Origin of the sequence: Mesorhizobium sp. BR1-1-16 (genome assembly GCF_020165495.1) — a bacterium.
Lineage (GTDB): Bacteria > Pseudomonadota > Alphaproteobacteria > Rhizobiales > Kaistiaceae > Kaistia.
The window spans coordinates 127730-151550 of record NZ_JAIUIE010000007.1 but is presented as its reverse complement, the minus strand read 5'-3'; the positions used below and the strand labels follow the sequence as shown (position 1 = coordinate 151550).

22 protein-coding genes are annotated in these 23821 nt (G+C 63.8%); 12 read left to right on the top strand and 10 right to left on the bottom strand.

All coding sequences use genetic code 11. From position 1 onward, the window contains the following. Positions 1-9: 9 nt before the first annotated feature. The 8 genes from LB518_RS16385 to LB518_RS16350 all read right to left on the bottom strand — a co-directional run bounded on the left by LB518_RS16385 (position 10) and on the right by LB518_RS16350 (position 9898). Complete coding sequence (locus LB518_RS16385; protein ID WP_224578595.1) at positions 10-942, bottom strand: glycosyltransferase family 4 protein; 933 nt, start codon at positions 940-942, stop codon at positions 10-12. A 254-nt stretch (positions 943-1196) separates the two neighbouring features. Next, on the bottom strand, positions 1197-2264 hold the full coding sequence (locus LB518_RS16380) for a glycosyltransferase family 2 protein (protein ID WP_224578594.1): 1068 nt from the start codon (positions 2262-2264) through the stop codon (positions 1197-1199). Between the two features lie 16 nt (positions 2265-2280). Further along, positions 2281-3255 carry a UDP-N-acetylmuramate dehydrogenase gene (gene murB, locus LB518_RS16375; RefSeq protein ID WP_224578593.1) on the bottom strand — a complete coding sequence of 325 codons (975 nt, stop codon included), beginning with the start codon at positions 3253-3255 and terminating at the stop codon, positions 2281-2283. A gap of 58 nt (positions 3256-3313) precedes the next feature. Then, a complete protein-coding gene (locus LB518_RS16370; protein WP_224578592.1) occupies positions 3314-3826 on the bottom strand; it encodes a serine O-acetyltransferase in 513 nt (170 codons plus the stop codon). Continuing rightward, positions 3823-5142, bottom strand: a complete 1320-nt coding sequence (locus LB518_RS16365; protein ID WP_224578591.1) for a lipopolysaccharide biosynthesis protein — start codon at positions 5140-5142, stop codon at positions 3823-3825. The genes LB518_RS16370 and LB518_RS16365 overlap by 4 nt, the downstream gene beginning before the upstream one ends. Before the next feature lie 37 nt (positions 5143-5179). Continuing rightward, positions 5180-6472 (bottom strand): UDP-N-acetylglucosamine 1-carboxyvinyltransferase, encoded by a 1293-nt coding sequence (locus LB518_RS16360; protein ID WP_224578590.1) that lies wholly within the window; start codon positions 6470-6472, stop codon positions 5180-5182. Between the two features lie 373 nt (positions 6473-6845). After that, positions 6846-7874: an NAD-dependent epimerase/dehydratase family protein gene (locus tag LB518_RS16355; RefSeq protein WP_224578672.1), complete on the bottom strand. Its 1029-nt coding sequence runs from the start codon at positions 7872-7874 to the stop codon at positions 6846-6848. Positions 7875-8098: 224 nt separating this feature from the next. Beyond that, on the bottom strand, positions 8099-9898 hold the full coding sequence (locus tag LB518_RS16350) for a DEAD/DEAH box helicase (protein WP_224578589.1): 1800 nt from the start codon (positions 9896-9898) through the stop codon (positions 8099-8101). A 201-nt stretch (positions 9899-10099) separates the two neighbouring features. Between LB518_RS16350 and LB518_RS16345 the strand changes: the two genes are divergently transcribed. From LB518_RS16345 to LB518_RS16305, 9 genes are all read left to right on the top strand, one after another. Continuing rightward, entirely contained in the window at positions 10100-10435 is a 336-nt protein-coding gene (locus LB518_RS16345) for an FtsB family cell division protein (RefSeq protein WP_224578588.1), read from the top strand. A 168-nt stretch (positions 10436-10603) separates the two neighbouring features. Next, positions 10604-11686: a pyruvate dehydrogenase (acetyl-transferring) E1 component subunit alpha gene (gene pdhA / locus LB518_RS16340; protein WP_224578587.1), complete on the top strand. Its 1083-nt coding sequence runs from the start codon at positions 10604-10606 to the stop codon at positions 11684-11686. A 14-nt stretch (positions 11687-11700) separates the two neighbouring features. Then, entirely contained in the window at positions 11701-13107 is a 1407-nt protein-coding gene (locus tag LB518_RS16335; protein WP_224578586.1) for a pyruvate dehydrogenase complex E1 component subunit beta, read from the top strand. A 12-nt stretch (positions 13108-13119) separates the two neighbouring features. Next, the gene (locus LB518_RS16330) at positions 13120-14487 is read left to right on the top strand and encodes a pyruvate dehydrogenase complex dihydrolipoamide acetyltransferase (protein WP_224578585.1); all 1368 of its coding nucleotides are present in this window, start codon (positions 13120-13122) and stop codon (positions 14485-14487) included. A 106-nt stretch (positions 14488-14593) separates the two neighbouring features. Then, positions 14594-14830 carry an HP1242/YdcH family protein gene (locus LB518_RS16325; protein WP_224578584.1) on the top strand — a complete coding sequence of 79 codons (237 nt, stop codon included), beginning with the start codon at positions 14594-14596 and terminating at the stop codon, positions 14828-14830. Between the two features lie 111 nt (positions 14831-14941). Continuing rightward, positions 14942-16381 (top strand): dihydrolipoyl dehydrogenase, encoded by a 1440-nt coding sequence (gene lpdA, locus LB518_RS16320; RefSeq protein WP_224578583.1) that lies wholly within the window; start codon positions 14942-14944, stop codon positions 16379-16381. Between the two features lie 113 nt (positions 16382-16494). Continuing rightward, positions 16495-16746, top strand: a complete 252-nt coding sequence (locus tag LB518_RS16315) for a GlsB/YeaQ/YmgE family stress response membrane protein (protein WP_224578582.1) — start codon at positions 16495-16497, stop codon at positions 16744-16746. Between the two features lie 14 nt (positions 16747-16760). Further along, positions 16761-17738 carry a lipoyl synthase gene (gene lipA, locus LB518_RS16310; RefSeq protein WP_224578581.1) on the top strand — a complete coding sequence of 326 codons (978 nt, stop codon included), beginning with the start codon at positions 16761-16763 and terminating at the stop codon, positions 17736-17738. A gap of 7 nt (positions 17739-17745) precedes the next feature. Then, positions 17746-18204, top strand: coding sequence for a type II toxin-antitoxin system RatA family toxin (locus tag LB518_RS16305; protein WP_224578580.1), 459 nt, complete (start codon positions 17746-17748; stop codon positions 18202-18204). A 7-nt stretch (positions 18205-18211) separates the two neighbouring features. On the opposite strand, the gene LB518_RS16300 is transcribed toward LB518_RS16305, so the two are convergent. Continuing rightward, entirely contained in the window at positions 18212-18709 is a 498-nt protein-coding gene (locus LB518_RS16300; protein ID WP_224578579.1) for a CinA family protein, read from the bottom strand. Then, complete coding sequence (locus LB518_RS16295; protein WP_224578578.1) at positions 18706-19914, bottom strand: bifunctional 2-C-methyl-D-erythritol 4-phosphate cytidylyltransferase/2-C-methyl-D-erythritol 2,4-cyclodiphosphate synthase; 1209 nt, start codon at positions 19912-19914, stop codon at positions 18706-18708. Before LB518_RS16295 ends, LB518_RS16300 begins: the two co-directional genes overlap by 4 nt. Positions 19915-20126: 212 nt before the next feature. On the opposite strand from LB518_RS16295, the gene dusB reads away from it, so the two are divergent. Genes dusB through ntrC form a run of 3 tightly spaced genes read left to right on the top strand, consistent with a single transcriptional unit; the run spans position 20127 to position 23684 of the window. Further along, positions 20127-21113, top strand: coding sequence for a tRNA dihydrouridine synthase DusB (gene dusB / locus LB518_RS16290; protein WP_224578671.1), 987 nt, complete (start codon positions 20127-20129; stop codon positions 21111-21113). Beyond that, positions 21110-22240 carry a two-component system sensor histidine kinase NtrB gene (locus LB518_RS16285; protein WP_224578577.1) on the top strand — a complete coding sequence of 377 codons (1131 nt, stop codon included), beginning with the start codon at positions 21110-21112 and terminating at the stop codon, positions 22238-22240. Before dusB ends, LB518_RS16285 begins: the two co-directional genes overlap by 4 nt. 1 nt (position 22241) lies before the next feature. Next, on the top strand, positions 22242-23684 hold the full coding sequence (gene ntrC, locus LB518_RS16280) for a nitrogen regulation protein NR(I) (protein ID WP_224578576.1): 1443 nt from the start codon (positions 22242-22244) through the stop codon (positions 23682-23684). Positions 23685-23821: the final 137 nt, after the last annotated feature.

The window sequence follows — 23821 nt, the reverse complement described above, 5'->3', positions numbered from 1 at the left end:
AATGTCAGTCTACGGCTTGGTCGAGGCAGATAGGCCCATCGCGTTTTCGAGCCGGTCGAGCATAGCCCCCTCCGAGAAGTGGGTCTCCACATGGGCTCTGGCAGCCCGACCCATTTCCGGCCAACGATAACGATCCGCCATCATGCGGGCCAAGCCTGCTGCGAACGCCTGTTTCGTCGGAGCGTCGACCAGCCATCCGGTCGTGCCATCTATAATCGTTTCCTGAGGACCCCCAGCGCGATGTGCAAGCACGGGTCGCTGCATAGCCATGCTCTCGATGATCGACATTCCGAAGGGCTCAGGGTCCACCCGCGTATTGAGCACGACATCAGCCAACGCATAGTAAGGCACGATGTCGGCCTTCGGTCCGAGCCAGTGGATCCGGCCAGTCAGGCTGAGTTCTCCAGCGCGGGCGATCATAGCGCGCGCATATTCGCTTTCGAGCGGCCCACCGCAGATCATGACATGAATAGTGGGATCGGCTTCTGCCAAGGCCTCTATCAAGATGCTCTGGCCCTTCTCGGGCAGTAGCCGCGCAAAGAGGCCGAGAAGCGGCGCCTGCTCCGGAATCCCCAGATCCGCTCTCCTGATCGAAGTCTGGGCATCCGGCCGGAACTGATCGAGATTGGTGCCGAGGTGAACGACACGACGGGGAAAGTCGCCATCGCCGAGCGTCGCGTCCGTATAGGCGGAGTTCGCGAGCGGCATGACGCCCAGCCGATGAAAGGCCAGGCGGTAGATCCTGCGGTTCAAATCGAGGGGATATCCGTCGCTGATCGCATTTGGCATCATCCAGAATACACGCGCGCCGGTATTAAGCGCGCCGAGTCCTGCGAGAGTGACATCGAGCGGGCTCTGGACGATGACGCTCCCGATATTCTGGCGTCGTATGATCCCCCTCAGCCAGCTCGACAGCTTTACCTGCTGGACGCTGCGCCGCACGAGCCCCCCCAGCTTGGCCAGACCTCCGCTCTTGAACTCCGCCCGGAATTGCTTGGGCGCTGCAAAGATCGCAGCCGCCGGCGCCTCCCTGCGCCAGGTCTCGGCAACGGTTTGGTCGAGGAGCGCTATGGTGATGGTGCAGCCCCGCTCGGCGAAACCGCGGATCAGGCCTTCCCAGACGCGGCGAACACCATAGCCCTCGGTACCCGACATGAGCATCAGGATGCGCCGGCGATCAGCCGGGACTTCCGGCCTCATGCGATGTCAGCCGATTGGCGTTGTGCTGGTTTGCTGGCTTTGGGAAGCAGTGGACGTGTCTCGCTGTCGTCCTGGATCGGCAGCAAGCCGACCAGCCAAGCCGATCCGGGCATCCCGTGCGTCGCCGACAGCAGCATGGCTAGAGCCGGGAGCGGGCCCGGTCTCTCTCGCCAAGCGAGTGCGGCCAGAACACGCGCCTCGTCTGGCAGGCCATTGCGCAGATATTTGAGCGCCGCTTTGGCTGTCGCTTTTGCGGCGAGGGCATCCGCGCCACGAAAGAGCGGGGCTTCGAGACCGAAAAGATCGACGATATCCGCCCCGTTCCGGTCAAACTCCCGCGCACACGACTTGGCCATCTGCGAATACTTGGTCTGAGCGAGGGTCTTGTCGACGCGGCCCTTGACGCCATCGTCGAACACGCGCCGCTGGTACAGAACCTCTTCGACAACTCCAAATACACCAAATCGCGTCATCCGCAGCCAAAGATCCATGTCCTGGGCCAGATGAAATACGGGACGATAGCCACCGGCAACCTGATAGACGTCGCGCCGAAACATAACTTCACCATGGTTCAGCGGACTGCCGATATGATCGAGCAGCGTATTCCGGTCGATCACAGACTTTTCCGGTCGTCCGATTGTGCGCTGACCGTCACGATCGCCGCCAATGACGACATTCTCGCGGAAGCTGGCGACGCCGATCTGGTCCGGATGCGCATCGAGATGGGCTGCCTGCTTGGCGAGGCGGCCGGGAAGCGAAAGATCGCCTGAGCCCTGCACGGCGATGAACGCACCACGCGCCTCGCTGACAGCCCGGGCTATGGCTCTTGTGAAGCCTTGGTTACCCTGGTGGATGACGCGGAGACGCGGATCGTCATACCCATCCAGGATTTCTGCAACCCGCACGTCCGAGCTGCCATCGTTGACGACGACGACTTCGAAGCTGTCAAAATTCTGGGCGAGGAGGCTGTCGATAGTATCTTGAATATAATCTGCGCGGTTATACCAAGCGCAGGCGACGGATACCTTCGGCGCGGCAGGCGCTTGTTGGGCGAGGGGGCTCATCGGACTTTCTCGATCATCACTGTATACGGTCGGCTGGCAACAAGATCCCGTCCGGACGGACAAACCTGGCCTCGACCTCCATGTCATAGCCCGTTGCCGCCAACACGGCGGCCTTGATCTCGCCGATCAGCGTCTGGACGTCCTGCGCCCTGGCCGAACCGTTGTTGACGATGAAGTTCGCGTGCTGCGGTGATACCTGGGCGCCGCCGATTTTCCGGCCCTTGAAGCCGAGGCGTTCGATGACCGCGCCAGGCGGGCCGACCTCGGCGTACATTGCCGGGTTGCTCACAAATACCGACCCACAGTTTGGGAGTTTCTGAGGAAACTTGCGGCGTCGGTCCGACAGGATCCCGATCATCGCGCGCCGGATGTCGCCCTTTGGGCGGGATCGATCGAGCGTCAACGTCGTTTCAGCTACGATCTCGCCATTGGTCTGGAAGATAGACCGACGATAGGCGAAGCCGCATTCCTCCCGGCTGCGGCGGATCAGGCGGCCCCGCTCGTCGACCGAGACGACCTCGACGATGGCCTCGCCAATCCCGCGCCGTTGGCTGCCGCCATTCATGCAGACGAGCCCGCCGACCGTGCCGGGAATGCCGCAGGTGTGCTCTATGCCCGTCAGGCCCGCGAGCATGGCCTGGCGAGCCACCCCGGGCACCCAGGCGCCTGCTCCGCACACCATTTCATTGTCCCGCAGGTCGATACGGGCGAATTCCCTGCCGATCTGCAAGGCCAGGACACGAAGTCCCTCATCGGCGAAGAGGAGATTGGTGGTCGCCCCGATCACGACATGCGGAACGCCGTTCTCATGGAGATACCGCCGCATGCGCGCGAGTTCATCGAGATCGTGTGGACGCGCGACCGCATCGGCGTTCCCGCCGATACGCCAACGGCTGATCGTGGCGAGCGAAACGTCGCGCGAAATCACGCCGGGGAAGGTCTCTTCCAGCGCGTCGATCCAATTGACCGTTTTGTCCTTCGTCAGAGTCACGGCCGTGGCACTCTCCCGATCATCGCCGCAGGAACTTGAGGGGTTGCTGTCATCGGGCTCACAGCGCACTGCTCGCCTGCGCAACGGTTTCGATTTCGCGGCGGCGCACGATGCGGGCGGGCGACCCCACCGCTACGGCGCCATCGGGGACATCCGAGAGAACGACGGCGTTGGCGCCAACGATGCAGTTGGCGCCGACAGTGACCTTGCCGACCACGACGACGCCGGCAAACAGGACGGTGTCTTGTCCGATGGTCGGGTAATTGTTGGCCTTCTGATCGCCAACCCTCGCTCCGCCGAGCGTCACATTTTGATAGATCTTCGCCCGCTCGCCGATGATAACGCCATCGCCGATGACGATACCCGTCGGATGAGGAAAGCTGACAGAGGGCGCAATCACGGCCATTGGAGAGATGTAGACGCCGAAACGATTCTGGATGCGGAAGGCCACGACCCTCGCCAATTGAGGATGGCCCGACCCACGGAGCTTGAGCATCAGCCGAATATACCAGCGCAGCCGCGTCGTGTTATCGGCGAGGAGAAGCTTCCCGATCATTCGGAGCGGGTTCACGGAGACCTCGTGGCAACGGGCGTGCGGCTTGCATTGATTGTCAGCCAGAAGATGTAGCCGGTCACGCCGACATAGAAGACGGTCATGATCATGCTATAGGCGAATACATATTCCGGCGCGGTCAACTTCAGCGAGACGCAGAAATGGAAGAGCAGTGAAACCGCGATCGTTCGGATGATGTTGAGGATCAGGAATACGGACTGGCGATTGAAGATATTGAGCAATTGGATCAGCGGCGCTGACGTGAACTGCAGCAGCGTATAGCTTGAGAGCGTCGCTGCGAATTCTCCCGCCACGCGCCATTTTTCGCCAAACGCAAAGGCGAAGAGTTGTGGACCGAGGAACATCAGCACCAGCGTCGGAACGAGGCCGCCCAGCAACAGCCGCAGCTGACTGTGCTTGGTGAGGCGCATGATCTCGGCCGGGTTCTTGCGGCCAATCTTGGCGACTTCTGCGTAGTAGGCCTTGCCCATCGCCTGTCCGATCAGATTGATCGGCAGGGCCAGCGTCATCAATGCGAGGCCGAGCTGTCCCGAAATGTCCACGCCATAGAGCCCTGCTGTGAACAGCAGCGGGGCCTGCATCGAATAGACCAGCAGGAACTGCGAGGGCAGGCGGAACAGCGGATAGGACGAATAATAGCGGGCGACAAAGGCCAGGCGCTTGCGCGAAACCTTGCGGAAATTGGCCTTGAACTGCGGCCAGAAATGGCGCGTGAAGCTCATCGCGCCGCCACTTTGCACCGCCATCTGGCCGACCAGAAGGCCGAAAGGGCGCCAGCCGAGCAGGCCGAAGATGATCTTGATGCTCTCCCCCAGCACGGTCACTGTGACGCTGTTGCGCGCCATCAGCTTGTATTCACGGTGACGGGTCGCCCAGCTGCCGATGATCTCGGCAAAACCCGCCGTCAGCACACCGACGAGAATCAGCCACCACCAGGACGCCAGTTTCTCGGCGGAAGCGAGGCGCAGCAGGTCGGGACCGAACAGGGCCAAGCCGATACCGACGACGATCGAAAAGCCGAGCATCAGCAGTGTTGACAGCACGAACACATTGAACGCCATCGCATCGCGCCGGGGCAGGGGAATGGCGACGACATAGCGGAGCGTCAGCACCGGAAGGATCATCTGCACGATCGACGTGTAGACCGAGAGCATGCCGTAGTCGGCGGGCGTATAGATCCGGGCGAGGATCGGGACCGTGATGACGCCGATCGCCCGCGCCAGGATGCCACCGAAGGCAAGCATCATCATGCCCCGGAACATGCGTTCCGAGGTGCTCGTTGCCGGGCGGCGCAGCGAGGCGATGAGGCTCATAGGGGCGCTCCGGCGTCCGGCCCATAGTCCTCGAGTGTCAAGCGCCGACCAGAGCGGCGGGTGCGTTCTTGCGTTCGCGTTCGATAGTCGCATTGCCGCCGAGCGCATTGAGCTTCTCGACGAAGTTGTTGTAGCCCCGCTCGATCTGCCAGGCCTCGGTGATGGTCGTCTCGCCATCGGCAACCAGGCCGCACAACGTCAAGGCCGCGCCAGCCCGGAGGTCGAGCGCCCGCACCTCGGCGCCCACCAGCTTGCGGTCGGCCCCGAATATCTTGAGCAGGTTGCCTTCGACGGCGAAGCTGACGCCCATCTTGGCCATCTCTTCGGCGTAGGCATAGCGGCCGGGGAAACGGAGATCGACGATGACCGACTCGCCGCGTGCGCAAGCGGCATAGGCTGCCATCACAGGCTGCACGTCAGAATTGATGCCGGGGTGGGGACCGGTGCTGATTTCGATCGGATAGCAGCGGCCGCCCCGCACGATGAGACTATCCTCGCCGACGAAGAAGCGCGCACCGCTCTCCCTCAGGTGGATCATGGCGACCTCGAGGTCGCGCATCGGGAAATTGAAGATCTCGATGTCGCCACCGGTGACGACCGAGGCGATCAGCCAGGTGATGGCCTCCATGTTGTCGGGCATCACGGCATGGGTGGCCCCGCCGAGGGCATCGCTGCCAATGACCTCGATATGCTCCTGGCCATAGACCGTGATCACCGCACCCATTTTTCGGAGCAGCGCAATAAGATCAAGGATCTCCGGGCGGATATGGGGATTCCAGATCCGCGTCACGCCCTTTGCGAGTGTGGCGGAAAGGATCGCATTTTCGGTCGCGCCGGTCGAGCGGATGCGAAGCTTGATGTCCGTCCCCTTGAGGCGACCGCCATCGACGCTCGCGAAGAGTTCGGTGCCTTCACCGCCAACTTCCGCGCCGAGTTCGCCAAGCAGGAATTCGTGGATGTCATAAGAGCGATCGCCGAGCTTGCAGCCGCCAGGAAGCGGGACCCGCCCGGAACCGGTCCGAGCGGTCAGCGCGCCGAGAATCAGCAGGGTGTTGCGGATCGAGCGGTCGTGCCAGATCAGGTGCGATTTGATCGGGGCTACTTCTTCGATGAGGATCGTCTCTGCATCAAGCAAGGTGCATTTCTTGCCGAGCGCCTCGAGCATGCCGACATGGATCTGGGCGTCGAGCAGCGCCGAAGGATAGTTGGTCAAAGTGACCGGGTCCTTGGTCAACAGCGTCGCTGCAAGCAGACGAAGCGCGCTGTTTTTGGCGCCGGAGATGCTGACCTTGCCCTCAAGAACAGAGCGGGAAACCTTCAATGTCGACATCACAGTATTCCTGTAGGGCGCGCCAGGCGCGGATACGATGAGCAGCGGAGCGGGCCGATCAGGGTCACGAACGGTAGTGACCGAGGATCATGGGACTTGCCCGACATAAAGAAAAGCGACCCGTGCCCCATCGCAGCAGCGGTGGTGCAACTTATCGGGGACGAGCCATTGCCTCAGGTTAGCCATGCCCAGCCGACTCCATTTATGGCAATGGTTCTCTATCGGTTGACGCTATAACAGCCCATACCGCAACGCAATATGACAACTGCATTGCGGTATGTCGGCGAGCAGCTCGGTCTGATCTCAGGACAGCGGGCCTGCTAGTGGTGCCGGGCCGGGCCCGGAGCACGCGTAGCGACTCGGGCAACGCCGATCATTTCGCATATGTGGCCAGATACCATTCGACGAACCGTTCGATGCCGGTTGCCACCGGCGTCGCTGGCAGATAGCCCGTGAGCCGCTCCAGGAGATCGGGGGCCGCGAACGTGGCCTGCACATCCCCCTTCTGCATCGGCAGCATGTTGCGCAAAAGCGGGCGATCAAGAGAGGCCTCGATGGCGTCGATGAAGGGCATCAGCCCGACCGGCTGGCCGCCGGCAATGTTGACGACGCGATAGGGCGCGGCCGGCGAAAGCGAGTCGAACTCGGCGATCGGCTGTCCTGCGACGGGCGCGCAGTCGATGAGGCGGACGATCGCTTCGACGAGATCATCGATATAGGTGAAGTCGCGCCGCATTTCGCCATGGCCATAGACGTCGAGCGGTTCCCCTGCGAGGCCTGCCTTGACGAATTTGAACAGCGCCATGTCCGGTCGACCCCAGGGACCATAGACAGTGAAGAAGCGGAACGCCGTCGTCGGAATTTGCCAGAGATGGGCATAGGAATGCGCCATGTCTTCCGTCGCCTTCTTGGTGGCGGCGTAGAGCGTGATCGGATGGTCCGTGCGATCGATCTCGCGGAACGGCATCGATGTGTTGGCTCCATAGACCGAACTCGTCGAGGCCAGCAGGAAATGGTCAGGCGCATAGCGCCTGGCAATCTCCATGACGTTGAAGGTGCCAACCAGATTGGCATCGACATAGGCGCGCGGCTGCTCGAGGCTGTAGCGGACGCCGGCTTGAGCGGCGAGATGGATGATCACGTCGGGCTTGGCCTCGCCCGCAATCCGATCGATCGCCTCGCTATCCTCCAGCATGACTTCATGGGCGCGAAAGGCGTTGGACCGAGCGAGGATCGCGTGCCGTTGATGCTTCAGCTTCACGTCGTAATAAGGCGTCATGCCGTCGATGCCATCGATCAGGTGACCGTTGGCCAAGAGGCGACGCGCGACATGAAACCCGATGAACCCCGCAGTGCCGGTAATCAGGCAGCGCCTCTGTCGCCTCGTCTCGCTCGATGGCATTGCATTCGGCACTTTTCGTCCTCACGTCCATGGGTCTGGTGCGGCGCAACATGGGCAGCAACCAACCGCTAGCGGTGACTTCAGTGGCTGTCAATCGCCCGCGAAGCGAGCTGTTTTGCAGCGCGGCAGCGGCAGACTCCCGGTCCTGTTTGGCGTGCTTCGGCCTCACAACGCGGCGAGACGAATTGCCGGTCAGGATGCCGAGCAAGGACGATTTTGACGACTTATTTCCGTTTTTCGCCCACGCGGCGCGGCTTGCGGACAAACGGCTTCCCGCCACCCGGGCGATTGGAGCGGCTCGGGGCTCCGACGTCTGGTTCGGATGGTTCGATGCGAATTTCCTCGTCGCCGCCTCGGCGAACGGCGGCGGCAAAGCGCTCGGCGGCCTCGGCGAGGATCTCGAAGCGACTGTCGCGTTCGAAGATCTTGATGGCGCCGATTTCGTTCTTGGTGACGTGGCCGCGCCGGCAAATGAGCGGCAGCAGCCATTTCGGGTCGGCATTCTTCGTCTTGCCGACCGAGAGACGGAACCACACCATCGGCTTGTCGCTGTTGCCGGGGCGGTCTTCGCGCGGGGCGCCGCGCGGCGCACGATCGGGCATGTTGCCGTCGTCGCGCTGGCGCCGATCTGGCCGCTCGCCTCTATCGCCGCGGCCAGGCCGGGCCTGACGCTCCTCCGACGACGGGCCGGGATCGAACAGTTCCTCGGGTTCTGGCAGGCGAGTGCGATGCAGGCGGATCAGCGCTGCGCCAACAGCTTCGGCACCAATGCGCTCAATGAGGGTCTGGACCAGCGGCAATTCGTCGGCCGTCGGCGCTTCCGTCGAAACGAAGCTCTCGATCAGCCGCTCGCGATCCTTGGCGCGGATTTCATCGGCCGAAGGCGCGGACGTCCAATAGGCATCGACGCCAGCGCCCTTGATCAGGCGGATCGCCTTGCTGCGGGCGGTGTAGGGAACCAGCAGGGCGCTGATGCCCTTGCGGCCCGCGCGACCCGTACGGCCACTGCGATGCAGCATGACGGCGGGGCCGGTCGGCAGGTCGGCATGGACGACAAGGCCGAGATCCGGCAAGTCGAGGCCGCGCGCAGCGACGTCGGTGGCGACGCAGACGCGGGCGCGCCCGTCGCGCAGCGCCTGAAGCGCCTGCATGCGTTCGCCCTGGCTGAGTTCGCCCGAAAGCGCCACGGCGGCAAAGCCGCGCTCGACGAGCGCTGCATGGAGATGGCGGACGGCCTCGCGCGTTGCGCAGAAGACGAGGGTTGCGCCGACGTCGAAATAGCGAAGCGTGTTGACCACGGCCATTTCGATCTCGTTCGGCGCCACGCGTAGGGCGCGATATTCGATATCGCCATGCGGCTGGTTCTGAACGATCGTGTCGATGCGCAGCGCGTCGCGCTGGTACTGCTTGGCGAGGCGAACGATCTCGCGCGGCAGCGTCGCCGAGAACAGCAGCGTGCGGCGCTCCTTGGGGGCGGCGTCGAGGATCAGTTCGAGATCCTCGCGGAAGCCGAGATCGAGCATCTCATCGGCTTCATCCAGAACGACGACCTTGAGCGCGGATATATCGAGGCGGCCGCGCTCGAGATGGTCGCGAAGGCGGCCCGGCGTGCCGACGACGATATGGGCGCCATCCGCCAGGGCCCGCTGCTCGCGGCGGATATCCATGCCGCCGACGCAGGTCGCGATGCGCGCGCCGGTCGCGGCATAAAGCCAGGCGAGTTCGGCCTGAACCTGCTGGGCGAGTTCACGGGTCGGCGCGATGATGAGGGCGAGCGGCAGTTCCGCCCTATCGAAGCGGGTCGCCTCGCCGAGAATCGTGGTTGCCATCGTCAGGCCGTAGGCAACCGTCTTGCCCGAACCGGTCTGTGCCGAGACGAGCAGGTCGCTCTCGCCGACTTCCGCACCGACCACCGCCGACTGGACGGCGGTCAGGCTCGTATAGCCGCGCTCGGCAAGCGCCGCGGCGAGCGCGGGATGGCGGATGATCGGAGCGGTGGCGGCAGATGCGGCTTCAGAAGTCATGGCGGATATTCAGGCTTTCGGATCGAGCAACCGGTGCCGGACGCCCCTGCGCCCGCGCCCGGACGACGTCCGGTGGGTCCGTCATAGTGCGATGCGGCAGCGCAGTCCATCGCCGTGAACGTTGCCACGGTTCGGAAACGCCGCGTTAATCGTCTTCGTCCATGCTCCGCTTACCATGTTGCATCGCATCGGCACCCCATGATGACCACGCGCCAACGCCGTAATTCCCACTATAGCAAAGTGCTGCTGCCGCTCGGTGCGATCGCGGTGATGGCCTATTTCGGCTATCATTCCTTCAATGGCGACTATGGAATCTGGTCCCGCGATCGCATGCGCCGGGAAGCGATCGGGCTGGAAGCGGAACTCGCGAGCCTCAAGGCCGAGCGGCTCGCCTTGCTGGAGCGCGCCAAGCTCCTTCGCCCGGAAAGCCTCGATCCCGACATGATCGACGAGCGCGCTCGACGCAATCTCAACGTGCTCAAATCGGATGAACTCGTGATCGATCTTGCTGCGGCGCGACAGGCCAGGCCGCAGTGAATGCCGCATTGCGAGACAATTAACTGAAATCCAGTTCATACGAGAATTGCGCAACGAAGTCATGTAGTTGACGCATGGCTCCGATGCTCGCCATGCATCTTGGATTGCGTTCGCCCTTCGGATAACGTCTGGCCTATAAGTTTGGGAAACGCTCCGGAGACGTAAGGTATGGCCGTAGCCAAATCGCAGGTCGGCAGCAAAGCCGCGTCGACCGACGGACGCAAGCCAGCGGCGAGGGCGGCAAAAGCCTCCAGCGCGCGCACGGCAGGCGCCAAGTCGTCGATCGCCGAGTTCTCGCGTGACGAGGAGTTCGCTGCCTATCGCGAGATGCTGTTGATCCGCAGGTTCGAGGAAAAGGCCGGCCAGATGTATGGCATGGGCCTGATCCACGGCTTCTGTCATCTTTATATCGGCCAGGAAGCGGTCGTTGTCGGCATGCAGCTGGCGATCCGCAACGGCGAGGACCAGGTGATCACCGGCTATCGTGATCACGGTCATATGCTGGCGACCGGCATGGACCCGAAGGGAGTGATGGCGGAGCTGACCGGGCGGCGCGACGGCTATTCGCGCGGCAAGGGCGGCTCGATGCACATGTTCTCGATCGAGAAGCAGTTCTTCGGCGGTCATGGCATCGTCGGCGCGCAGGTCTCGCTCGGCACAGGCCTCGCCTTCGCCAACCGCTATCGCAAGAATGACCGGGTGACGCTGACCTATTTCGGTGACGGCGCCGCCAACCAGGGTCAGGTCTACGAGAGCTTCAATATGGCCGAGCTGTGGAAGCTGCCGGTCATCTATATCATCGAGAACAATCGCTATGCGATGGGCACCTCTGTGAGCCGATCCTCGGCCCAGACCGATTTCTCGAAGCGCGGCCTTTCCTTCAACATTCCCGGCGAGCAGGTCGACGGCATGGATGTGCGCGCGGTGCGCGCCGCCGGCGAGCGGGCGGTCGAATGGTGCCGCACGGGCAAGGGTCCGTATATCCTGGAGATGCAGACCTATCGCTATCGCGGCCACTCGATGTCCGATCCGGCCAAGTACCGGTCGAAGGACGAAGTGCAGAAGATGCGCACCGAGCATGACCCGATCGAGCAGGTGCGCCTGCGTCTGATCGACAAGGGTTGGGCGAGCGAGGACGACCTGAAGAAGGTCGATGCCGAGGTGCGCGATATCGTCAATGAAGCGGCGGATTTCGCCCAGAACAGTCCCGAGCCGGATGCGTCCGAGCTTTGGACGGACATTCTCAAGTAGGGCGAGGGACAGTTATGCCGATCGAGATTCTGATGCCGGCGCTGTCGCCGACCATGGAGGAGGGCACGCTCTCCAAATGGCTCAAGAAGGAAGGTGACAGCGTCAAGTCCGGCGATGTCATCGCCGAGATCGAGACCGACAAGGCCACGATGGAAGTCGAGGCCGTCGACGAGGGGACGATCGGCAAGTTGCTGATCCCCGAGGGCTCGGAAAACATCAAGGTGAACACGCCGATCGCGGTGCTGCTCGCCGATGGTGAAGACGCTTCCGCCGCTTCCGCGCCTCCGGCCAAGGACGAGCACAGCGTGCTTGAGGCGGCGAAGAACGGCAGCGGCGAATCGGGCTCTGCTCCGGCCATGAACGGCGCGGCCGTGCCTGCTGCTCCGGCGGCGATCAAGGCCGAGATCGCCAGCGATCCGGACATTCCAGCCGGCACCGAATTCGTCACGATGACGGTGCGCGAGGCGCTCCGCGACGCGATGGCCGAGGAAATGCGCCGCGATGCGGACGTGTTCGTCATCGGCGAGGAAGTCGCCGAATATCAGGGTGCCTACAAGATCACGCAGGGCTTGCTGCAGGAGTTCGGCGCCGATCGCGTGATCGATACGCCGATCACCGAGCATGGCTTTGCCGGTCTCGCCACGGGTGCCGCGCTTGCCGGACTGAAGCCGATCGTCGAGTTCATGACGTTCAACTTCGCCATGCAGGCGATGGACCAGATCATCAATTCGGCCGCCAAGACGCTTTATATGTCGGGCGGCCAGCTCGGTGCCTCGATCGTGTTCCGCGGTCCGAATGGCGCGGCCTCGCGGGTCGGCGCGCAGCACAGCCAGGACTATTCGGCCTGGTACAGCCAGATCCCAGGCCTCAAGGTTGTCGTGCCCTATACGGCGGCCGATGCGAAGGGCCTGCTCAAGGCGGCGATTCGCGATCCCAACCCGGTCGTCTTCCTCGAAAACGAGATCATTTACGGCCACTCCTTCGAAGTGCCGAAGCTCGATGATTTCGTGCTGCCGATCGGCAAGGCACGCATTCACAAGGCCGGCAAGGACGTCACCATCGTCTCGTTCGGCATCGGCATGAGCTATGCCATCAAGGCGGCCGAGCAACTCGCGGCCGAGGGCATCGACGCCGAACTCATCGACCTGCGCACGCTGCGTCCGATGGACATCGACACGGTGATCGCCTCGGTCAAGAAGACCGGCCGCTGCGTCACGGTCGAGGAAGGTTGGCCGCAGAACTCCGTTGGCTCCGAGATCGCCTCGCAGCTGATGGAGAAGGCGTTCGATTATCTCGACGCGCCGGTGCTCAAGGTAACGGGCAAGGACGTCCCGATGCCCTACGCCGCCAATCTCGAGAAGCTCGCGCTGCCGACTGTCGGGGAAGTGATCGCGGCGGTCAAAGCCGTCACGTATCGCTAGGGGGAAGCGGCCATGCCGATCAATATCCTGATGCCCGCCCTTTCGCCGACCATGGAGGAGGGCAACCTCTCGAAGTGGAACGTGAAGGAGGGCGACAAGGTCAAGTCCGGTGACGTGATCGCCGAGATCGAGACCGACAAGGCGACGATGGAAGTCGAATCCATCGATGAGGGCACGGTCGGCAAGATCGTGGTACCGGAAGGCGCGCAAGGCGTGAAGGTCAATGCGCTGATTGCCGTGCTGCTCGCTGATGGCGAAGACGCTTCGGCGATTGGAAGCGCTCCGGCGCCTGAGGAAAAGGCTGAGGCCAAGTCGGCCGCTGCGCCCCAGCCGGCTGCTGAGCCAGCGCCTGCTGCTCCGGCGGCCGCCCCGGCTACGGCAGCACCGGCTGCCGCTCCCGCTGCCGCGCCGGCACCGGCCGCTTCAGGCGAGCGCGTCTTTGCCTCGCCGCTTGCCCGCCGCATCGCCAAGGAAGCCGGGCTCGATATCGGCAAGATCGCTGGAACCGGCCCGCATGGCCGCGTCATCCAGGCGGACGTCGAGGCTGCCAAGTCCGGTGCGCCGGCCAAGGCGGCTCCCGCTGCTGCGCAGGCTGCCCCGGCGGCTGCTGCACCTGCCTCTGCGGCGACTCCGGCCGGTGCTTCCGATGCTCAGGTGCTGAAGCTGTTCCCGGAAGGGTCGTACGAGCTCGTGCCGCATGACAACATGCGCAAGACGATCGCGCGGCGCCTCTCGGAATCGAAGCAGACCGTCCCGCATTTCTACCTGACGATCGACACGGATCTCGACGCGCTGCTGGCACTGCGCGAGCAGATCAACGGCGCCGCGCCAAAGGACAAGGATGGCAACCCGGCCTACAAGATCTCCGTCAACGACATGATCATCAAGGCGATGGCGCTGTCGCTGAAGAAGGTGCCGGCGGCGAACGCCTCGTGGACGGGCGACAACATGATCCTGCACAAAGTGGTCGATGTCGGCGTCGCCGTTTCGATCCCCGGCGGGTTGATCACGCCGATTGTTCGCAACGCTGACCAGAAGACGCTGTCGGCCATCTCCGGCGAGATGAAGGACCTCGCCAAGCGGGCGCGCGAGCGCAAGCTGAAGCCCGAGGAATATCAGGGCGGCACGACGGCCGTTTCCAATCTCGGCATGTTCGGCGTCAAGGACTTCGCCGCCATCATCAGCCCGCCGCATGCGACGATCCTCGCCGTCGGCGCCGGCATCCAGAAGCCGGTGGTCAAGAATGGCGAGATCAAGATCGCGACCGTGATGTCGGTGACGCTCTCGACCGATCACCGCGTGGTCGACGGCGCGCTCGGCGCCGAGCTGATGCAAGCCTTCCGCGGCTATATCGAGAAGCCGATGGGGATGCTGGTCTGACCGGATCGGCCGGCTGCCTTGATCCCGATCAAGGACGCCGGCCGCCCGATCAGCAAGTGAGAGCGCGTCTGATCACCCAAGGTAGTGACACCCAAGGAGAGACGCCATGGCCCATACACCGCACGAGCTTGCCGAGGATTTTCCTGACGATCAGGACAAGATTGCCCGGCTCAAGGCCGAGGACGCGCATTTTGCGAAGCTCGTCGAGGCCTATCACGAGGTCAATCGCGCCGTGCATCGGGCCGAGACCGATGTGGAGCCGACCGACGACGCTCACATGACCGCGCTGCGCAAGCAGCGGATGCAGTTAAAAGACGAAATTGCCGGACGGCTCAGGGCATAGGCGGCGACGGCGGGGAATGCCCGCCGGCCATGTGCCCGGAACGGTCCGGACCACAACCATGACGCCGGCCTCGCAAGACGGTCCGGTGGAAGCGGCGAAGGGGATGGGCCGATGGCCAACAGCTACGACGTGATCATCATCGGCTCGGGTCCCGGCGGCTATGTCGCCGCGATCCGGGCGGCGCAGCTCGGGCTGAAGACCGCCGTGGTCGAGGCGAAGCATCTCGGCGGCATCTGCCTCAACTGGGGCTGCATCCCGACCAAGGCGCTGCTGCGTTCGGCCGAGGTCTTCCACTACATGGAGCATGCCGGCGATTACGGCCTTTCCGCCGACAAGGTCGCTGCCGATGTCGGCGCGATCACCAAGCGCTCGCGCGGCGTCGCCAGCCAGTTGAATCAGGGCGTCACCGGGCTTTTGAAGAAGAACAAGGTCGACGTCATCTGGGGCGTTGCCGAGATCGCGACGCCCGGCAAGGTGACGGTCAAGCCGGCGCCGGCTGAGGCCTATGGCAAGCCCAACACGCCGCCGAAGGGTGCGCTCGGCGCCGGCGATTATGAGGCGAAGTCGATCATTGTCGCGACCGGCGCAAGGCCGCGCGCTCTGCCCGGCATCGAGCCGGACGGCAAGCTGATCCTGACCTATTTCGAGGCGATGGTGCCGGAGACGCTGCCGAAAAAGCTGCTCGTCATGGGCTCGGGCGCGATCGGCATCGAGTTCGCGTCGTTCTACCGGACGCTCGGCTCCGAAGTCACGGTCGTCGAGGTGTTGCCGCAGATCCTCCCCGTCGAGGACGAGGAAATCGCAGCTCATGCCCGCAAGCGTCTGGAAAAGCAGGGTTTCCGTATCCTGACCAGTGCCAAGGTGACAAAGGTCGTCAAGGGCGCTGCCTCGGTTACCGCGACGGTCGAGACCGCCGATGGCAAGACCGAGGAGATCACCGCCGACAAGATGATCTCGGCGGTTGGCGTCGTCGGCAATATCGAGGGCCTCGGCCTCGAGAAGCTTGGCGTGAAGACGGATCGCGGCTGCGTCGTCACGGATGGGCTTGGCCGGACCAATGTTCCCGGCATCTACGCGATCGGTGATGTTGCCGGGCCGCCGATGCTGGCGCACAAGGCCGAGCATGAGGGCGTGATCTGCGTCGAGGGCATCGCCGGCCAGCATCCGCATGCGATGGACAAGGCCAAGATCCCGGGCTGCACCTACTGCAACCCGCAGATCGCGTCCGTGGGCCTCACCGAGAAGAAGGCGCGGGAGGCGGGCTACGATATCCGCGTCGGAAAGTTCCCATTCATCGGCAATGGCAAAGCGATCGCGCTCGGCGAGCCCGAGGGCCTCGTCAAGACGATCTTCGACAAGAAGACCGGCCAACTGCTCGGTGCCCATATGGTTGGCGCGGAGGTGACCGAGCTGATCCAGGGCTTCGTCATCGCCATGAATCTCGAGACGACGGAAGAGGACCTGATCAACTCTGTCTTCCCGCATCCGACACTCTCCGAAACGATGCATGAGAGCGTCATGGGCGCTTATGGGCGAGCGATCCATATCTAGACTGGGGCGGTTCATCGCCGCGATGCGTGCATGATCGCCATGCGCGCGGTGATCTGGCGCGGGCCGTGCAAAGCCTCCATATTGGGGGCGCAACGGGAGGAGAGAGGTCGGATATGACGGGTGTTGGCATCTTCGCGACGATCATCATCGGCATCCTCGCCGGCTGGATCGCCTCGCGCACGCTTGGCCGCAGTCACGGCTTGATCATCAACCTGATCGTCGGCCTCATAGGCTCGTGGATCGGCGCGATCCTGGTAACGACCTTCAATCTCGATCCGCAGCCGGGCTTCATTTCGAGCCTTGTTGTCTCGACGGTCGGCGCGATCGTGCTTCTCTTCCTGCTCGGCCTCTTCCGCGGCCGCTGAATTCCGGAGACCTCATGGTCGTCGTTCTCGATACGGTCAATACCCGGCTCCCCGAGGCCAAGGACCGCCGCCCGCGTCACCCCGAAAAGGTGAACCGGCCGGAGACGCCGCTGCTGCGCAAGCCGGACTGGATCCGCGTCAAGGCGCCGGGCTCGCCGGTTTATCGCGAGACGCAGGATATCGTGAAGAAGAACGGCCTCGTCACGGTGTGCGAGGAGGCCGGCTGCCCCAATATTGGCGAGTGCTGGTCGAAGAAGCACGCCACCTTCATGATCATGGGCGATACCTGCACGCGGGCCTGCGCCTTCTGCAACGTGCGCACCGGCATGCCGGAGGCGCTCGATCGCGCCGAACCGCAGAAGGTCGCCGAGGCGGTCGCGAAGCTCGGTCTCGAGCATGTGGTGATCACCTCGGTTGATCGCGACGACCTCGACGATGGCGGCGCGCAACATTTCGCCGAGGTCATCCTCGCCATCCGCGCGGCGGCACCCGGCACGACGATCGAAATCCTGACGCCCGATTTCCTCCGCAAGCCCGGTGCGCTCGAAGTGGTGGTCGCGGCGAAGCCCGACGTCTTCAACCACAATCTCGAAACCGTGCCGTCGAAATATCTGAAGGTCCGTCCCGGCGCCCGCTATTTCCATTCGCTGCGTCTGCTGCAGCGCGTGAAGGAGCTTGATCCAGGCATGTTCACGAAGTCCGGCATCATGGTCGGGCTCGGCGAGGAGCGGAACGAAATCCTGCAGTTGATGGACGATCTTCGCGTCGCCGATGTGGATTTTCTCACCGTCGGGCAATATCTGCAGCCGAGCCGCAAGCACCATCCGGTGATCCGCTTCGTGACGCCGGACGAGTTCAAGTCGTTCGAGACGATCGGCTATGCCAAGGGCTTCCTGATGGTCTCGTCGAGCCCGCTGACCCGCTCGTCGCATCATGCCGGCGAGGATTTCGCTCGCCTCCGCGCGGCGCGGCAGGCCCTGCCGGGCGGCTGAGACGAGGATGCCCCATTTCGACACCGAGCGGACCGTCGCCCATTCAGCCGAGGCGATGTTTGCGCTCGTCTCCGATGTCGACAAATATCCCGAGTTCGTCCCGCTATGCGAAAAGCTGACCGTGCGCGGGCGGCAATCCTCCGGGACGCGCGACGTGCTGATCGCCGACATGACGGTCGCCTACAAGATCGTCCGTGAGACCTTCACCACCAAGGTCGTGCTCGACGAGGCAGCCCAGACGATCCGGGCCGATTATCTTGATGGCCCGTTCAAGCATCTGGAAAATATCTGGACCTTCACGCCGATCGATGACGGGCATTGCAAGATCCGCTTCTCGATCGATTACGAATTCCGCTCGCGGACGCTGTCGATGCTGATGGGAACGGTGTTTGACAAGGCCTTCCGCAAATTCGCCGACGCGTTCGAGAAGCGCGCCGACGCCGTCTATGGCAAGGCGGGAGCCTGATGGGCGGTCAGCCCTCGGCCAATTCCCGCAGCATGGTCAGCGCCTTGGCGACGGTATCGAGGCGAACGCCGGAGCGGTCGCGGCCTTCGAAGACATGCGCCTCATGGACGGCCTGGCCGCCGCGGCGCATGGCAGCGAAATGAACGAGGCCGACTGGCTTTTCCGCCGAGCCGCCGCCGGGACCGGCGATGCCGGTGACCGCGACGGCCAGGTCAGCGTCGGATTTCGCCAAAGCGCCGACAACCATAGCCAGCGCCACTTCGCGGCTGACTGCGCCGACGCGCTCGATCAGGGCCGAGGGAACACCGATCATCGCGGACTTGGCGGCATTCGAATAGGTGACGAAGCCTCGATCGACGACGGCGGATGAGCCGGCTATCTCGGTGAGCGTGCCAGCGATCAGTCCGCCGGTACAGGATTCTGCGGTGGCGATCTTGAGGCCTTTTTCCGTGCAGAGACGGATCAACTCGCTTGCGGCGGGCAGGAGCGGGATGAGATCGGTCATCGCGGGGCCTCGAAGGGCAGGCGGATCGTGGCGGTGGCGATCGCAGCGATACCCTCGCCGCGGCCGACAAAGCCGAGCTTCTCGTTGGTCGTTGCCTTGACTCCGACGCGGTCGATCGAGACGACGGCAATTTCGGCGATGCGGGCGCGCATGGCGTCGCGGTGCGGGCCGATCTTCGGAGCCTCGGCGACGATGGCGAGATCGAGATGCACGACGGTGCCGCCACGCTGGCGGACGCGCTCGACGGCATGGGCCAGGAAACGATCAGAGGAGGCGCCACGCCATTGCGGATCGGAGGGCGGAAAATGCGAGCCGATATCGCCATCGGCGAGGGCGCCAAGCAGAGCGTCGGTCAGTGCATGCAACGCGACATCGGCATCGGAATGACCGGCAAGGGTCTGATGATACGGGATCTTGATGCCGCCGAGCCAGACACCATCGCCGTCCGTGAACGGGTGCACGTCATAGCCGGTGCCGACCCGGGTTTCGCCATGCAGCAACAACGCCTCGGCCGTCAGCCGCGCATCGGCCATCTCGATATCCTCCGGGCTGGTCAGCTTGATGTTGGTGCGTGCGCCCGTCACGAGCTTCACCGGGATGTCCGCCCATTCCGCCAGGGCCGCATCGTCGGTCGCCTCGACGCCTGCTGCGGCGGCCCGGCGGTGGGCGTCCAGAATTGACGCGAAGCGGAAGCCTTGCGGCGTTTCGGCTGCGAAGAGGCCGTCGCGCCGCACGGTGTCGCCAACGAATCCCTCGGCATCAGCCCGTTTCAGCGTATCGGTGACTGGCGAGGCAGCCAGCACCGCGTCATGGGTTTCGAGTGCATCGATCACGCGAGCGATGAGGGCGGACGAGGCAAAGGGCCGGACCGCGTCGTGGATGAGAATGGCTTCGGGCTCGAGCTTCGCCAGCGCCGCGAGGCCGTTCAGCACGGAAGCCTGTCGCGTTATGCCCCCCATGACCGGCGAAAGCAGCCCGGCTTCGGTCTGCATGGCCTGTTCATACAAAGACGCATCATCAGGATGGATGACTACAGCGACGGCGCTGACGCGGGGATGATCGAGAAACAGGCGGGCTGTGCGCGCGAGGATCGCCTTGCCGCCGATTGACCGGTATTGCTTCGGCAGACCGCCGCCAGCGCGAACACCGCGCCCGGCCGCGACGATCAGCGCGACGATCTGCGGTTGGTTGGGGGCAGGCGGCATGGCACATAGTCCGGACACAGCGAGCCGATGGAACGGTTTTCCGCCGGCTCTTTTTGGGGGCTTTGCGGCATGGATCGGAGATTTCCTCGTGCCACGCAACAAGTCTCTTGCCGCGGCTCAATCCCTGACTAATATGTGGGCAACGGGCGTGGTGCCTATTCGGTAGTCAATTGATTGATATCTCAACCTGTTTGCGGCGGCTGGCCGATCCGATGGCGATTGGCGGCGTCCAAATCGCCAATCGCGTGCTGCTCGCGCCGATGTCGGGCGTATCAGATCGGCCGTTCCGGCGCGTCGTTGCGGCGCATGGCGCCGGTCTCGTCGTATCGGAAATGGTGGCCAGCGAGGAGCTTGCCGGCGGCAACCCCGAATCGGTGCTGCGCGCTGAAGCGACTGGCAATGCCTTGCATGTCGTCCAGCTTGCCGGCCGCGAGCCACACTGGATGGCGGAGGGCGCTCGGGCGGCCGCCGATGCCGGCGCCGATATCATCGACATCAATATGGGTTGCCCGGCGAAGCGCGTAACCACGGGCTATTCCGGCTCGGCGCTGATGCGCGATCTCGATCACGCGCTGACGCTGATTGAGGCGACCGTTGCGGCGAGCCAGGTCCCTGTGACGCTGAAGATGCGGCTCGGCTGGGATGAGCGGACGATCAACGCGCCGGAGCTCGCCCGTCGCGCCGAGGCGGCCGGCATCGCCATGGTGACCGTCCACGGTCGTACGCGCTGCCAGTTCTACAAGGGGGCGGCGGACTGGGCGGCCATTGCCGCGGTCAAGCAAGCGGTGTCGATCCCGCTCATCGCTAATGGCGACATCCGCACCATCGCCGAAGCCGAGACGGCGCTTCGGCTTTCTGGCGCCGATGGCATCATGATCGGCCGCGGCGCTTATGGCCAGCCGTGGCTGCCCGGCGCGATTGCCGCCTATTGCCGCGATGGCGTGATGCCGGCTGCGCCTGCGGGCGACGCCCTGGTCGATCTCCTGGTGGCGCAATATGAGGAAATGCTGATGGTCTACGGCCCGATCATGGGTGTCCGTAACGCGCGCAAGCATCTTGGCTGGACCATCGAGGCGCTGGGCGCCAACGCGGTCGATCCGGCGATCCGCCAAGCCATCATGACGGAAAACCATCCCGCGCATGTCGTCGCGCTCATCCGCTCGCATCTTTCGGGCGCTCCCGCGCGGAGAGCCGCATGACCCCGCCCCCAGAGACACGCCTCCGCAAGCAGGTGGACAATGCCGCCGCGCTGCTGCTCGACGCACTGCCGCATCCTGTCTTGCTGATCGACCCGGAAGGCCATGTCACCGAAGCCAATGGCGCCGCGCAGGACTTCTTCCAGGTGTCCGTCGCGATGCTGCGACGCCAGCCGATGGCCAATTTCGTGCCCTTCGGCAGTCCGCTGCTGGCCCTCATCGATCAGGTGCGCATGCGCGGGGCCGCGGTGAACGAATATCGCGTCGATGTCGGCACGCCGCGAAATGGCAGCGAGCGCATCGTCGACATCTATGCCTCGCCGATCTTCGAGCAGCCGCAGCATGTCGTGGTGATGCTGCAGGAGCGAACCATGGCGGAGAAGATCGACCGCCAGCTGACGCATCGCGGCGCAGCGCGCTCGGTGACCGGGCTTGCCGCCATGCTGGCGCATGAGATCAAGAACCCGCTTTCGGGCATTCGCGGCGCGGCACAGCTGCTCGAATCGTCCGTCGACGATAATGACCGGGCGCTGACGCGGCTCATCACCGATGAGGCCGACCGCATCGTCAAGCTGGTCGACCGGATGGAGGTGTTCTCCGACGAGCGGCCGATCGAGCGTGATCCGGTCAACATTCACGTCGTGCTCGAACATGTGAAGCGGCTGGCGCAGTCGGGCTTTGCGCGCCACATCCGCATCGTCGAGGAATATGATCCGTCGCTTCCGCCCGTCTATGCCAATCGCGACCAGCTCATCCAGGTTTTCCTGAACCTCGTCAAGAACGCCGCGGAGGCGATCGGCGACGATGCCGACGGGGAGATCATGCTGACGACCGCTTTCCGGCCGGGCATCCGCCTTTCCGTTCCCGGTTCCGCCAACCGTGTCACGTTGCCGCTCGAATTCGCCGTCCGCGACAATGGCGGCGGCGTGCCGGCCGAGATCCTGCCGCATCTGTTCGATCCGTTCGTGACCACCAAGACCAATGGTACGGGGCTTGGCCTTGCGCTCGTTGCCAAGATCATCGGCGACCATGGCGGCGTGATCGAATGCGAATCGCAGCAGAGCCGGACCATTTTCCGTGTGCTGATGCCGGCCTTCCCCGGCGCCATGCCTCCAGACAAGGATGACTGAGATGCCGATCGGCAACATTCTCGTAGCCGACGACGATGCGGCGATTCGTACGGTCCTCAATCAGGCGCTTTCGCGCGCCGGCTATGAGGTGCGCCTGACATCGAACGCGGCAACGCTTTGGCGCTGGGTCAGCCAGGGCGAGGGCGACCTCGTCATCACCGACGTCATCATGCCGGACGAAAACGCCTTCGACCTTTTGCCGCGCATCAAGCGCGCGCGGCCGGAGCTACCGGTCATCGTCATGAGCGCACAGAACACGTTCATGACGGCCATCCGCGCCTCGGAAAAGGGCGCCTATGAATATCTGCCGAAGCCGTTCGATCTCAAGGAACTGATCTCGATCGTCGGCCGGGCCCTTTCCGAGCCCAAGCAGCGGCGCCAGGACCAAAGGGTCGACGAGGGCAGCGAGAACATCCCGCTGGTCGGCCGCTCGCCGGCCATGCAGGACATCTATCGCGTCCTGGCGCGCCTGATGCAGACCGACCTGACGGTGATGATTTCAGGCGAATCCGGCACTGGCAAGGAACTCGTTGCGCGGGCGCTGCATGACTATGGCAAGCGACGCACGGGGCCTTTCGTCGCCATCAACATGGCCGCTATCCCGCGCGATCTGATCGAAAGCGAGCTGTTCGGTCATGAGAAGGGCGCGTTTACCGGCGCGCAGGCGCGTTCGGCCGGTCGCTTCGAACAGGCGGAGGGTGGCACGCTCTTCCTGGACGAAATCGGCGACATGCCGATGGAGGCGCAGACGCGGCTCCTGCGCGTGTTGCAGCAAGGCGAATACACGACGGTTGGCGGGCGCACCCCGATCAAGACCGACGTCCGCATCATCGCCGCCACCAACAAGGATCTCCGCATCCTGATCAATCAGGGGATGTTCCGCGAGGACCTGTTCTTCCGCCTCAACGTCGTGCCGATTCGCCTGCCGGGTCTCCGCGAGCGATCCGAGGACATTCCCGATCTCGTGCGCCACTTCTTCGCGCTCGTCGAAAAGGAAGGATTGCCGCATAAGCAGATCGAGCCGGCGGCCGTCGAGCGACTGAAGCGCTATCGCTGGCCCGGCAATGTGCGCGAACTCGAGAACCTGATCCGCCGTCTCGCTGCGCTTTATCCGCAGGACACGATCACCGAGAACATCATCGAGACCGAGCTCGACCAGCCGGTCATCAGCCTGCAGGCGCCCGAAACGGCGATGGAGGACACGCTGTCGGGTTCGATGGAGCGCCACCTCTCGGCCTATTTCCAGGGCTTTGGCGACAATCTCCCGCCCCCCGGCCTTTATCACCGCATCCTGCGCGAAGTGGAATATCCGCTCATCTCGACGGCGCTGGCCGCGACGCGCGGCAACCAGATCAAGGCGGCCGAGCTGCTGGGCGTCAATCGCAACACGCTGCGGAAGAAGATCCGCGATCTGGACGTCCAGGTAATTCGCTCGTCCCGCTAGGCAGAAGCGGCTGTTGCCGCTTCGCCACAATGCTGTTGCAATTCGGTCTCAGTGTCCGGTGCATGTCACGAATCGGACACAACATCCTTAGCCGGATTCCCTTTGCAGCGCGGTCACCTTCGTGAGCGCGACCGCAG